This is a genomic window from Streptomyces sp. NPDC044002 (assembly GCF_056434525.1).
In genome coordinates, this window is sequence record NZ_JBWKEZ010000036.1 from 75,885 (window position 1) to 88,388 (window position 12,504).

Sequence of the window (12,504 nt, forward strand, 5' to 3'; positions counted from 1 at the left end):
ACGCGGAGGGGGACGGGAACCATGGGCGTGCTGCGGGGCGGGACGGTCCGCCGGCGATTCACGATGCTCTACGCCGCCGGCTTCCTGGTGTCCGGGGCCGTACTCCTCGCCCTCAGCTACCTGATGTCCGGCACCCGGGTGACCAGCATCGCTCCGGGGCCGCCCCCGGACGGCGGGACCGGCGGGACCGGCGGGTCCGCCGTCGCCGCCGAGCAGCGGATCCAGGACCTCCAGCGGCAGCTCGCCGAGGTCCAGGGGCAGCAGAACCACCGGCTGCTGGTCGGCTCGCTGGTCGCGCTGCTGGTGATGGCGGGCGTCTCGCTGCTGCTCGGCCGCGTCCTCGCCGGCCGGGTGCTGCGCCCGCTGCGGCTGATCACCTCGGCGACCCGGCGCATCTCCGCGGACAACCTGCACGAGCGGCTCGCCGTCGCCGGACCCGTCGACGAGGTCAAGGAGCTCGCCGACACCGTCGACTCCCTGCTGGAACGCCTGGAGGCCTCGTTCGCCGCGCAGCGCCGTTTCGTCGGCAACGCCTCGCACGAACTGCGTACGCCTCTGGCGACGATGCGGGCGTCGCTGGACGTGGCCGTCGCCAAACCGGAGCCCGCGGCACAGACCGTCGCGCTCGCCGGGCGGCTGCGGCCCGAACTCGACCGGGTGGACCGCCTGCTGGACGGGTTCCTCCTGCTCGCCCGGGCGCAGCACGGCGCGCTCGGCGAGCGGACCCCGGTGGCGCTGGACGGCGTGGTGGCGCAAGCCCTGACCGCGCGGGCCGCCGGCATCGCCGCGAAGGGGCTGACCGTCGAGGGCCTGGACGGGGGCCCGGACGAGGGCCTGGACCGGGGCCTGGACGGGCTGCGGCCGCCGCTCTGGACGCGGGGCAGCGCCGCGCTGCTGTCGCGGCTGGTGGAGAACGTGGTCGACAACGCGGTCGTGCACAACCGGGAGGGCGGCTGGATCCGGGTCTCGGCCGGGCGGGAGGACGGCCGGGTGCGCCTCGTCGTCGAGACCGGCGGACGCGTCCTGGACCAGCGGCGGGTGGACCGGCTGACGCGGCCGTTCGAGCGGCTCGGCGCCGACCGGACCGGGTCGGAGGACGGCTCCGGGCTGGGGCTGTCCGTCGTCGCGGCGATCGCCGAAGCACACGGCGGCCGCCTCGCGCTGCTTGCCCGCCCGGAGGGCGGCTTGTGCGTGACGGTGGTGCTGCCGGCGGCCGCGGGCCCGGAGGGGACCGGAGGGGTGGCGGCGTGAGGGTGCTGGTCGTGGAGGATTCGCGGTCCCTCGCCGAGGTCGTCGCCGAGGGGCTGCGGGACCAGGGGATGGCCGTCGACGTCGCGTACGACGGCCTGGCCGCCGCTGCCAGGATCGACGTGCACGCGTACGACGTGGTGCTCCTGGACCGCGATCTGCCCGGCATCCACGGTGACGCGCTCTGCCAGATGATCACCGAGCGGGAGGAGCGGGCGATGGTGCTGATGCTGACCGCCGCCGGCGAGCCCGGCGACCGGGTCAGCGGCCTCACCCTCGGAGCCGACGACTACCTCGCCAAGCCCTTCCACTTCCCCGAACTCGTCCTGCGCGTCCGGTCCCTGGCCCGCCGCAGGCCGGCCGCCCGGGCCCGCACGCTGCGGGCTGCCGGCGTCGAACTCGACCCGGTGCGGCGGACCGTGCTGCGCGACGGCCGGCCGCTGGAGCTGTCCGTCAAGGAGTTCGCCGTCCTGGAGGCGCTGCTGCGCGCCTGCCCCGGTTTCCTGAGCGCCGAGCAGCTCCTGGAACAGGTGTGGGACGAGAACGCGGACCCCTTCACCAACACGGTCACGGTCACCATCGGCCGGCTGCGCCGGAAGCTGGGCGCTCCGCCGGTGATCACGACGACGACCGGGGTCGGCTACCGCATCGCCGGTGATGCCGCCGGACCGGGACCGGGGCCGGCGGGGGGCCGGAGCGGCGGTTCCGCGTGACCCCGGTGCCCGGCGCGGACCGTGCTGTTGAATGGCGCCCATGTGGATCACGGGGGTGTTGGTCGGAACGGTCGTCTTCCTGCTGGTGGTGGTGGCGCCCGCGGTGGTGGGGCGGCGGCTGCTGGGGCTGCGGGCGGGCGCGGTGCGGGTCGGGACCGCGGGGATGTGCGGACTCGCGGTGTCCGGGGGGCTGTTCGGGCCCCGCCTGGAGGAATCGGGGAGGCTCGCGCCGCTGCTGTCCCTGATGGTCGGGGTGGGGATGCTCGCCTCGATGGTGGTGCTCGTCGCGCTGGACGTGCTGGTGCCCGTGGGCGCCGTACGGCCGCTCGGCTGGGCGCAGTCGGTCCGGGGGCGGGTCGCACGGGCGCGGCGGTACTCCGCGGTGGTGCGCATCGCCACCCGGCACGGGCTGGGGCCGTACCTGCGGGGGCGGCGCAGCGCGCCCGGGGTGCGGCACGAGTTGCTGGCGCGGGAGCTGCGGCAGGCGCTGCAGGCCGGCGGGACCACCTTCGTGAAGCTGGGCCAGCTGATGTCGACCCGGCGGGACCTGCTGCCCGAGGCGTACGTCGAGGAGCTCAGTCTGCTCCAGGACCAGGTGCCGCCGGCGCCCTGGAGCGAGGTCGAGGCGCAGCTGGAGGAGAGCCTGGGAGCGCCGGTGCGGGAGCTGTTCGCCGCGTTCGAACGGATTCCGCTGGCGGCGGCCTCGATCGCGCAGGTGCACGCGGCCGTCCTGCACGACGGCACCGAGGTCATCGTGAAGGTGCAGCGGCCGGGGATACCGGGGCTCGTGGAGCGCGACCTGGACATCGTCGGGCGGCTGGCCGCCGCGCTGAGCGAGCGCACCGCCTGGGGGCGCGGTCTCGGGCTGAACGAACTGGCGCAGGGCTTCGCGGTCGCGCTGCGCGAGGAGCTGGACTTCCGCGTCGAGGCCCGCAACATGAGCGGGGTGCGCCGGGCCGCCGAGGCCCGCGGCGGCTCCAGCGTCGCGATACCCGTCCTGCACGGGCAGTTCAGCACGGAGCGGGTCCTCGTCATGAGCCGGGTCGAGGGCACCTCGCTCGGCAAGGCCGTGCCCGACGACCAGCGGCACGGCGCCGAGCTGGCCGAGACCCTGCTGACCACGCTGCTCGACCAGATCACCCTGGACGGTGTCTTCCACGCCGATCCGCACCCCGGCAACATCCTGCTCCAGCCCGACGGGACGGCCGCCCTGCTCGACTTCGGCTCCGTCGGCCGGATCGACTCCGGGCTCCGCGAGGCGATGGGCGGCCTCTTCCTCGCCGTCGACCGCGGCGATCCGGTCGCGCTGCGCGACGCCCTGCTGGAGATCACCGACCGCCCCGAGGACGTCGACGAGCAGCGGCTGCTGCGGGCGCTCGGGCAGTTCAGCGCCCGGCACCTGGGGCACGGGTCCGCGCCCGACGTGGAGATGTTCGGCGATCTGTTCCGGCTGGTGGCCGATTTCCGGCTGGCGGTGCTGCCGGAGATCGCGGCCGTGTTCCGGGCCCTGGCCACCCTGGAGGGCACGCTGGTCCGCCTCTCCCCCGGCTTCAACATGCTGGAGGCATCCCGTGCGTACGCCTCGGCCCGGCTCGCCGACAGGCTGGGGCCGCAGGGGGCGCGTGACACGGCCCGCGACGAACTGGTCGCGCTGCTGCCCGTCCTGCGGCGGCTGCCGCGCCGCCTGGACCGGATCGGCGGTGCGCTGGAGGAGGGCCGGCTCGGGGTCAACGTGCGGCTCTTCGCCGATCCGCGCGACCGGCGGGTCGCCGGAGAGCTGGTCGGGCGGGTGGTGCACGCCCTCGTGGGGATCTTCCTCGGCTTCGCGGGCCTGCGGCTCCTGGGGATGGAGGGCGGGCCGCACGTGGGCGGGGACCTCGAACTGTACGGGCTGGTGGGCTGGAACGTCCTGCTGGTCTCCGCCGCGATCCTCCTGCGCACCGTGTACGTCACCAGCAGGCCGATGGAATGACCGGCCCGCGTCCGCAGTACCGGCCGGCCGGTGTCCGGACGCCCTACGAGGGCGTGGCGCGCCGGCCGGGCAGGTGCCGGCGGTAGGGGGCGGCGACGGCTCCGATGCCGTCCGGGCCCCAGCTGCCGGGGGGCGTACGGTTCGACCGGCGGGGGCGCGTCGAGCAGCGGGGCGGAGGCCGTGCGTCCTCGGGGCCCACTCTGCGGGCTCCCGGCCGCTCCGGCACCCCGGGCCGGTCCGAACCGGTGGCGCGCCCGGGGCCGTACCCCGGTCGGGATGGTGGGCGGACGGCCTTCAGTACGGTCCGCTCGGCGGGTCAGGCCGGTACGACCTCGACGGGGAGCCCGGCGGCGCGTGCCGCGGCGACCGTGTCCGCGGTGCCGCCCGGGCGGCCCGGCAGGCCGTTCCACACCGCCACCAGCAGGTCGGCCCGGCCCAGGAGCACGCGGTTGGCTGCGCTGTAGGCCCGTGCGGAGGCCTGCCGGTAGGGGAGGAGCGTCACCGCGGCCGCGGCGTCGTGCAGGCGGTCGAAGTGTGCGGCGTAGTGCGGGGCGACCATCCTCGCGCGGTAGTCGTGCGACGGGAGGATGACCTCCAGCCGGCCGCCGGTCTCCAGGACGAGGTCCGCGAACAGGGCGTCGGCGCCCTCCGCCAGGCAGGAGAGGCCGGTCAGCCCGCCGGCGGACGAGCGCGCGAGGACGGCACGCAGGGAGTCCGCGATGGCGGCCGACCTCTCCGGGTCGATGCGCATGTGCCCGGTGACGGCGACCGTCGCCACGTCCCACCCCCGAAATGCCTCGTCCCGGCCGTCCGTCCCAGCCGTCCGTTCCGGCCGAACGATAGCCGGTGCGGCGGGGATGCGGGCGGACGGGCCGGGGTGGCGCCGGGGCCCGCCGTGTCGAGGTGCCGCGCCCGGCCGGGTCCGCCAACCTGGACCGGGACGAAGGAGGCCGGTGCGCGGCGTGCTGTGGGCATCGTGGTGGCGGACCCGCTCTCGGGAGCTGGCGGAGACCGGACGGCGGTTCCGGTACCGCAGCGAGGTCCGCTTCCCCGTGATCACCCATCTGGCGGAACGCATGATCGCGGTGAACATCTTCGACTCGGCGACCCGGGTGGCCGCGCAGGTCCTCCTGACGGTCGTTCCCCTGCTCTTCGTCGTCGCCTCGCTCGCCCCGCAGGCCCTCCAGGAGCAGCTGACCTCGTCGCTGCGCGCCCTCTTCGGCCTCACCGGCGAGTCCGGCGAGCAGCTCGACGAGTTCTTCGCCGGGACGGACGAGGAAGTGCAGAACGCGGTGGGGGTGGTGGGGTCGGTGATGGTGCTGCTGTCGGCGACGGCGGTGAGCCGGGCGGTGCAGCGGCTGTGCAGACGCGCGTGGGGGATCCCGCGGGGCGCGGCCCGGACCTCGGTCTGGCGGTGGATCGTGTGGATCGCCGTCTGGACGGGCCTGCTGGTGGTGCAGGGCCCGGTGCGCGACGGGTTCGGCACGGGGCTGTGGCTGGGCCTCCCCCTCACCTTCCTGCTCCAGACGGCGGCGTGGTGGTGGACGCAGCACCTGCTGCTCGGGGGCGCGTTGGGCTGGTGGCCGCTGCTGCCCGGGGCGGTGCTCAGCGCCGCGGCCGTCACCGTGCTGTCGCTCGGTGCGCGCCTCTACCTGCCGCTCGCCCTCAACCGGGTGCTGGGCGAGTACGGGGCGTTCGGCTCGGTCTTCGTGCTGCTGTCCTGGCTGATCGTGCTGTGCGTGGCCATCGCGGTCGGCCTCAGCACGGGCGCCGTGCTGGCGCAGGAGCCGTACCTGGCCGGCCGCCTGGGCAGCCCGGTCCCGGACCGGGGCGGCGGGCCGCCCTGACCGGCGTACGTCCGGGTGGGCTCCGGCCGCGCGGAGCGCATCCTGGAAGCGCACGGGCCGGGGGACCACGAGCCAGGAGGTACGCATGACGCCCATGGACGGGACGACCGCGGCCGGCGGCGGGCCCTGGCTGTCCCCCGGGGAGCGGGCCGCCCGCGGCAAGGCCGCCCGGAAGGGGGCGCCGAGGTCCGGTCACGAGGAGTTCGCCCCCTCCGCCCGGCGGGATCCGGTGGCCGTGATCGAACGGCAGTCGGCCACCCGTCTGGCCGAGCTGGTCCCGGTCCGCTACGGGAGGATGATCGAGTCGCCGTTCCGCTTCTACCGGGGCGCGGCCGCGGTCATGGCCGCCGACCTGGCCGGCACGCCGGACTCCGGCCTGCGGGTCCAGTTGTGCGGGGACGCGCACGTGCTGAACTTCAGGCTGCTGGGATCGCCGGAGCGCAACCTGCTGTTCGACCTCAACGACTTCGACGAGACCTTGCCGGGCCCGTGGGAGTGGGACGTCAAGCGGCTGGCGGCCAGCCTCGTCATCGCGGCGCGGGAGAACGGCTTCGACGACGCCGAGCGCGCCCGGATCGTGCGCTGCGCGGTGCGCTCGTACCGGGTGTGGATGCGCCGCTTCGCCGGCATGCGCAACCTGGACGTCTGGTACGCGCGGGTGGACGCCGACCGGCTGCGGGCGGTGGCGGCCGAGGCGCTGCGTGCGCGGGGGCGGCGGCGTGTCGCCGACACCCTGGAGAAGGCGCGCGGCCGCGACAGCCTCCAGGCCTTCGGGCGGCTCACCGAGGTGGTCCGCGGCGAGCGGCGCTTCACCGCCGTGCCGTACCTGATCACACCCGTCGCCGATCTGCTGCCCGACCGGGAGCGAGGGGTACTCGAACAGGGGATCCGCGACCTGATCGACCGGTACGGACGCAGCCTCCCGCCGGAACGGCGGCACCTGCTGAAGCAGTTCACGGTCGTCGACATGGCCCGCAAGGTGGTCGGCGTCGGCAGTGTCGGCACCCGCTGCTGGATCGTGCTGCTCGCGGGCCGGGACGTGCGGGACCCGCTGATCCTGCAGGCCAAGGAGGCCGGCGAATCGGTGCTCGCCGCGCACGTCGGCGCGAGCGGGCACGCCACCCAGGGCGAGCGGGTGGTCGCCGGGCAGCGGCTGATGCAGGCCGCCGGGGACATCTTCCTCGGCTGGACCCGCGAGGAGGGCGTCGACGGCCGCGAGCGGGACTTCTACCTGCGGCAGCTGCGCGACTGGAAGGCGATCGCCGACCCCGCGGACATGGTGCCGCGCGGCATGAGGGTCTTCGGGGAGCTGTGCGGGGAGACCCTCGCCCGGGCGCACGCGCGCTCCGGGGACCGGATCGCGATCGCCGCGTACCTGGGCGGGGGCGACGTCTTCGACCGGGCCCTGGAACGGTTCGCGGAGCGTTACGCCGACCGGAACGAGCGGGACCACCAGGCCCTGCTGGAGGCGGTCGCGGACGGCCGGGTGGCGGCGGTCTCGGCGTAGCGGCCGGGGGCGGAGTCGGGGTCGGGGCCGGGGCCGGGGCCGGGGCCAGGGTCAGGCCTCCGGCTCCTCAGCGAGGAACTGCGCCACCGCGAGGGCGGCGAGCAGGGCCAGGGCGAAGCCCAGGACCACCCAGCCGGTCGGGTGGGGCCACAGGACGTACGCGACGACGGCGCCCGCCACGAGGATCCAGCTGATCCCGGTGCGGTGGCGGTGGGCGAACGGGCCGACCGGGCCGGTACGCAGTCCCAGCCGGTCGGCCGTGCCGCGGGTGGCGGTGATGCCGGAACGCCACACCGCCCGGACCGCACCGGCCCAGCGGCCCGGCCCCGTCAGCCAGGCGGCGAGGGCGACGACGGCCCCCAGCACCACGACGGTGCGCACGGACAGCCGCAGCAGGTGGACCATCGCGTCGTAGACGGAGCCGGCGGCCGCCTGCGAGACCGTGTCGGGCAGGGCGTTCAGGTACACCGTCCGGAAGACCGTGAGCGTGATGCCGAGGACCAGCGCGGCCGCCGCGAAGCCGAGGGCCGCCGCGACGAGCGCCCGGCGCCGGCGGGCGCAGAGCAGGACGCCCGCGGCGGCGAGGAGCACGGCGAGTACGGGCAGCCACGTCCCCGCGAGCTGCAGGAGGCGGAATCCGGTCCTGACCCGGCCGATGTCCTGGGACTGCACGAGGGTGAAGTCGGTGTGGATCTCCGGGATCCGCTTCGCCGCCCCCAGCCCGGACCGCACGAGCCGCTGCTTGACCTGTTCGATCACCGGGGCGAGGTCGAGGGTCACCTTGTCGTTCCCGATCCGGACGGCGCCCTCCCCGCTGCCGGTCAGGGCCCGCACCAGCGAGGTGTGGACCGCGCGGTTGGCATCCGTCCACACCGTCCCGAAGGCGTCGGAGGCGACGACCTCCTGCGCCTTCTCCCGGACGAAGCTGCTCAGCGCGCCCTCCAGCGAGCCGCCGAGCCCGCCCAGTGCCTTCTCCAGCAGCGGCCGCTGGTCGGGGGCCGCGTCCTCCAGCAGCGCCTTCAGGTCGATGTGCTCCATGACCGCGCCGGTGACCCGGTTCGCCACCGCGGCCTGTACGTCCGGGTCGGAGGCGAGGGGCGCGACGGTCGTGACGTAGCGGTCGGTGTCCCCGGCGATGTCGGAGGTCCAGGAGGCCAGGAGGCCCAGGGGAGCGAGTACGCAGCCCAGCACGATCAGGACGGTGCCCAGGAGGGAGCGCGTGCGGTGCCGGCGCGGGGGCCGCTCGGCGGCGGCCGCCTCCAGCGCGAGCACGCGTGCCCTCAGCGCGGCCAGTTCGTCCTGGCCGCCGTCCTGCGGCTGGTCGTCCTGCGGCTGGTCGTCCCGCGACTGGTTGACCTGTGGCATCGCCGGCCTCCTGAGCGTCCGGCTTCAGACAACCAGCGTCCGGCGGGGGCGCGCGAGACGGGAGGGCCGATCGGATGTCCCGCGCACGGCCGGCCCGGCGGTGACGTGACCGGCATGGCGGCGGGGGGGGCGGGCCGGCGTCGGGCGCTGGCCGGCTCAGAGGTCGTCGCGGCGGAAGACCTTCCGCAGCGCCTCGGCGAACTCGGCGGGATGCGTGGTCGTGCCGGTGTGCCCGCCGGGGAAGTGCAGGAGTTCCGTGCCGAGGCGCTCGGCGAGGAAGGCGGCCGGACGGTAGGGCAGCTCCCCGCGCGAGTCCTGGCCGCCGGCGAGCACGAGCCGGTCCGACAGGGCTTCCAGCCGGTGGACGTCCGGGGTGTACGACATGAAGGCGGGCACGATCCGTCCGAGGAAGTACGGCAGGTCGGCCATCGTCTGCTCGGCCCGCGCGGCGGCCTGCGGGGGAAGCTCGATCTCCGCCGCCGGCTCCGGCTCCGCCGCCGCCTTCGGCCCGGCGGCGGCGCCCTCCTTCTTCAGGCCCGCGGCGAACAGTGCCATCGCCGGCATGAGCCCCCGGGCGTGGAAGGCCTCCTGCACGCGCGCGATGAGCGCGCGGTGCTCGGGGGCGTCCGGCAGGACCTCCACCACGGGCGGCTCGTGCGCCACGAGGCGTTCGACGCGTTCGGGATGGGCGGTGAGCAGGTGCAGGGCGGTGATCGCGCCCGAGCTGGCGCCGAACACCCGGGCGGGCTCGCCGGGCGACAGCAGGTCCAGTATCCGCAGCGCGTCCTCGGCGTGCTCGGCCACGCGCTGCTCGGCTCCGGGGTCGTCCAGCGTGCTCCGGGCCATGCCGCGCGGGTCATAGGCCGCGACGGTGTACTCGGCGGCCAGCTCGCCGGCGATGCCGTCGAAGGAGGCCGCGCCGCCCGCCCCTCCGGGGACGAGCAGCAGGAGCGGGCCGCGGCCGCGTACTTCGTAGTGCAGGGTCGCGCCGTTCACGCGCAGGCTGCCGGTCATGAGGGGTCTCCTTCTCGGGACGGGGGCCAGTGCTCCAGGAGGCTGTGCAGGGCGTCGAGGGCGCGGACCCAGGAGTCCTGGGGCGGACGCTGGTGTCCGAAGCCGCCCGCGGCCTCCAGGGCGACGAACCCGTGGAACGTGCTGCGCAGCAGCCGGACGGCGTCGGTCAGGTCGGGCTCGGCCAGCCCGTAGCCGCGCAGCATGCCGTAGGTCAGCTCGACCGCGCGCCGTGGTCCGGCCGCCTTCGCGGCCAGCTCGGGGTCGATGTCGATGGGGATCTGCGTCGACGCGTAGCGCCCCGGATGTTCGTGGGCGTACTCCCGCCAGGCGTTGGCGAACGCGACCAGCGCGTCCTTGCCCGCCCGCCCGGCGGTCGCCTCCGCGATGCGGAGGGTCTTCTCGTCCGCCGCCAGCAGCGCGATGCGTCCGCGCAGGTCCTCCAGGCCGCGGACGTGCGTGTAGAGGCTCGCGTCCTTCACGCCGAGGCGGCGGGCCACCTGCGACATGGTCACCCGGTCGAGCCCGACCTCGTCCGCCAACTCGGCGCCCGCGACCGTCACCCGGTCCGCCGTCAGCCCTGCCCGCACCATGCACGCCCTCCTTGTTCCTAGGGGTCCTAGGTATAGCCTAGGACCCCTAGGAAGCGCAATCGGCCCCCGCAGGAAGCGGGTTGGGAGGTCGGGAGGTCGGGAGGTGTTGTCAGTGGCGGGTGACACCATCCGGCCATGAGTGACGAAGCGTTCGACTGGCATGCGTTCCTGGCGCGGTGGCAGGAGGAGTGGACTCCCCGCAGACACCCGGACGACGGCCCGGACGAGGAGGCGGACGAGGAGGCGGCACCGGGCGGCTTCCGGCTGGGCGGGCCCCCGGCGGACGAGGCGGCGATCCGGGCGGCCGAGGCGCGGCTGGGGCGTCGCCTGCCGCCCTCGTACCGGGAGTTCCTGGCCGTGAGCGACGGCTGGTACGTGGAACAGATGGCCGGGGTCTACCAGCTCGGCGGCACGACGGACATCGACTGGTTCCGGGACCCGTTCGACATGGCCCCCCTGTACGAGGAGAACCTGGGCGACGACCCGGGCGAGGAGGAGGTCCTGCTGGCCGGGATGTGGCGGCGGGCGCTGCGGCTGGAGACGGAGTCCGACATGTCGTACGCCCTGCTCGACCCGGGTGACAGGGACGAGGACGGCGAGTGGGCGCTCCACCTCTACAAGGGGTGGGGCGGTGAGCCGCCGGAGCGCTACCCGTCGTTCCGCGCCTACATGGAGGCCATGTACCGCGGCTTCCACTCCACCCGGGCAGCCGACCCGGGGTTCGTGAACGCGACCACGCGCGCCCAGGACGCCCGGGTCGAGGAGGCCCGGCTGCTGGCCCTGCGGGGACGCCACGAGGAAGCGGTGCCGCTGCTGGAGGAGGCGTCCTCCTTCGGGCGGCCGCGGAGCGGTGTCCTGTTGCAGCAGGTCCGGCAGTTGCAGGGCCGGTACGTCTCCGGGGACTACGGGCTGCTCGTCGCCGACCCGCGCCACCTGCCCGAGGTCCTGCCGGTGCAGGCCCTGGCGGCGCCGCCCGGCGACGGACGGCCGGGCGGTGACGACCACTGGCTCGGGATGATGGCCGCGCGGGGCGTCGACCGCGAGGCCGCCCGGACGGTGCTGGGCGCGCTGCGGGACGGCACCCACCGGTACGAGCCTCCCGGTGCGTGGGGGCGGGCCGTCGCGAAGGCCCGGGAGGAGGCCCGCTGGGGGGCGACCGACGCGGCGTGGCGGGTCCTGCGGGACGCCCTCCCCCGGTGGGAGGCGCCCGGGCCCTCGCTGATCGCTCCGATCGGGCTGCTCGCCGATCCGGTCCTGGGTCCGCTGGTCACCCCGGAGCGGGGGCGGGAGCTCCTCGCGACACCGCGTTCGGGGGAGACCGGGCCCGTCCCCGAGCCGGTCGCCGACCTCGACCCGCCGGGGCTCGGCTGGCTGGTGGAGCCCGCGGCCGGCCGCGGTCCTTCCGACGGGTTCCGGTGCGTGTGGGTCGAGGGCCTCGACCCGGCCGGCCTGCCCGCCCTGATCGGTGAGGAAGGAGCCGGACTCGGCGTGCCCACGGACCGGCGTGCGTCGTGGCGGGCGCCCCGGCGGCACGGGCGCGCAGGCGTGGAGCCGTGGGAGGACCGGGCGGCCGTCGCCGTCGGCCGTACCGCCGAGGGATGGGCGTTCGCCTTCGACGGCGACTCCCCGTACCTGGACGAGCGGTTCGTGTCCCCGGCCGTCGCCGCCTCCGCGCACGGCCGCGCGGTGGTGGTGTGGCGCGAGCCGAGACGCTCGTCCCCGGGGGACCGGCCGGCCGCGTTCCACCTGTCGGTGGCCGAACGGGGCGAGGCGGTCTACGCGTTCACCGTGCGCGGTGGTGACGTACAGCGCTCCGGGACGGTACCCGAGGGCCTGGACCCGGCCCGGCTGTTCCGGCCGGAGGACACGCCCCTGGACGGCGAGCTGCGCGTGCTGGAAGCCCTCCACCGCGAACTGGGCCTGTCGCTCCCCCGGTTCGCCCTGACCCGGGGCAGGCTGCCCACCCTCACCACCCGCTCCTGGACCCGGGCACCCCGCGAGGGCGAGACCTTCGCCTACATCACCTTCACCCGGCACCGGGCCTGACGGACCGGTTCCTCCCTACGGGAGCCCTTCCTTCAGGATCAGACGTCGCAGCGTGGTGTAGGTGCGGTGCTCCCGGGAGGTGGGGCGAGCGATCGACGAGTGATCACCGGTTGACGCTTCTCCCCCGTAAACGGGGGAGATTCCCACTGTGCCACCGCTGTTTCCAGCACGTGCGTAGTGGTTCCTGCTTCATCACCCGCTG

10 protein-coding genes are annotated in these 12,504 nt (G+C 75.3%); 6 read left to right on the forward strand and 4 right to left on the reverse strand.

What is annotated here, in order from left to right; genetic code table 11:
* The first annotated feature begins 21 nt into the window (after positions 1–21).
* From AC07A6_RS25120 to AC07A6_RS25130, 3 genes are read left to right on the forward strand one after another with little or no spacing between them, the layout of a single operon-like run.
* On the forward strand, positions 22–1,251 hold the full coding sequence (locus AC07A6_RS25120) for a sensor histidine kinase (protein ID WP_478778603.1): 1,230 nt from the start codon (positions 22–24) through the stop codon (positions 1,249–1,251).
* Positions 1,248–1,961: a response regulator transcription factor gene (locus AC07A6_RS25125; protein ID WP_478778604.1), complete on the forward strand. Its 714-nt coding sequence runs from the start codon at positions 1,248–1,250 to the stop codon at positions 1,959–1,961. Before AC07A6_RS25120 ends, AC07A6_RS25125 begins: the two co-directional genes overlap by 4 nt.
* A gap of 40 nt (positions 1,962–2,001) precedes the next feature.
* On the forward strand, positions 2,002–3,933 hold the full coding sequence (locus AC07A6_RS25130) for an ABC1 kinase family protein (RefSeq protein ID WP_478778605.1): 1,932 nt from the start codon (positions 2,002–2,004) through the stop codon (positions 3,931–3,933).
* 316 nt (positions 3,934–4,249) lie between these two features.
* On the opposite strand, the gene AC07A6_RS25135 is transcribed toward AC07A6_RS25130, so the two are convergent.
* A complete protein-coding gene (locus tag AC07A6_RS25135; protein ID WP_478778606.1) occupies positions 4,250–4,711 on the reverse strand; it encodes a hypothetical protein in 462 nt (153 codons plus the stop codon).
* A 184-nt stretch (positions 4,712–4,895) separates the two neighbouring features.
* Between AC07A6_RS25135 and AC07A6_RS25140 the strand changes: the two genes are divergently transcribed.
* Complete coding sequence (locus AC07A6_RS25140; RefSeq protein ID WP_478778607.1) at positions 4,896–5,780, forward strand: YhjD/YihY/BrkB family envelope integrity protein; 885 nt, start codon at positions 4,896–4,898, stop codon at positions 5,778–5,780.
* Positions 5,781–5,865: 85 nt separating this feature from the next.
* Positions 5,866–7,287: a DUF2252 domain-containing protein gene (locus AC07A6_RS25145; protein ID WP_478778608.1), complete on the forward strand. Its 1,422-nt coding sequence runs from the start codon at positions 5,866–5,868 to the stop codon at positions 7,285–7,287.
* A gap of 51 nt (positions 7,288–7,338) precedes the next feature.
* Here the strand turns inward: AC07A6_RS25145 and AC07A6_RS25150 are convergent, their stop codons facing one another.
* From AC07A6_RS25150 to AC07A6_RS25160, 3 genes are all read right to left on the reverse strand, one after another.
* Complete coding sequence (locus AC07A6_RS25150) at positions 7,339–8,652, reverse strand: hypothetical protein (RefSeq protein WP_478778609.1); 1,314 nt, start codon at positions 8,650–8,652, stop codon at positions 7,339–7,341.
* Positions 8,653–8,808: 156 nt separating this feature from the next.
* A complete protein-coding gene (locus AC07A6_RS25155; RefSeq protein ID WP_478778610.1) occupies positions 8,809–9,666 on the reverse strand; it encodes an alpha/beta fold hydrolase in 858 nt (285 codons plus the stop codon).
* On the reverse strand, positions 9,663–10,256 hold the full coding sequence (locus tag AC07A6_RS25160; RefSeq protein WP_478778611.1) for a TetR/AcrR family transcriptional regulator: 594 nt from the start codon (positions 10,254–10,256) through the stop codon (positions 9,663–9,665). The genes AC07A6_RS25155 and AC07A6_RS25160 overlap by 4 nt, the downstream gene beginning before the upstream one ends.
* A gap of 135 nt (positions 10,257–10,391) precedes the next feature.
* Between AC07A6_RS25160 and AC07A6_RS25165 the strand changes: the two genes are divergently transcribed.
* On the forward strand, positions 10,392–12,302 hold the full coding sequence (locus AC07A6_RS25165) for an SMI1/KNR4 family protein (protein WP_478778612.1): 1,911 nt from the start codon (positions 10,392–10,394) through the stop codon (positions 12,300–12,302).
* Positions 12,303–12,504 lie beyond the last annotated feature (202 nt).

Bases quoted from the DNA above. Each gene is read 5' to 3' on its own strand.
- AC07A6_RS25120 (WP_478778603.1), top strand. From the start codon at position 22: ATGGGCGTGCTGCGGGGCGGGACGGTCCGCCGGCGATTCACGATGCTC.
- AC07A6_RS25130 (WP_478778605.1), top strand. From the start codon at position 2,002: ATGTGGATCACGGGGGTGTTGGTCGGAACGGTCGTCTTCCTGCTGGTG.
- AC07A6_RS25145 (WP_478778608.1), top strand. From the start codon at position 5,866: ATGACGCCCATGGACGGGACGACCGCGGCCGGCGGCGGGCCCTGGCTG.
- AC07A6_RS25150 (WP_478778609.1), bottom strand. From the start codon at position 8,652: ATGCCACAGGTCAACCAGTCGCGGGACGACCAGCCGCAGGACGACCAG.
- AC07A6_RS25155 (WP_478778610.1), bottom strand. From the start codon at position 9,666: ATGACCGGCAGCCTGCGCGTGAACGGCGCGACCCTGCACTACGAAGTA.
- AC07A6_RS25160 (WP_478778611.1), bottom strand. From the start codon at position 10,256: ATGGTGCGGGCAGGGCTGACGGCGGACCGGGTGACGGTCGCGGGCGCC.
- AC07A6_RS25165 (WP_478778612.1), top strand. From the start codon at position 10,392: ATGAGTGACGAAGCGTTCGACTGGCATGCGTTCCTGGCGCGGTGGCAG.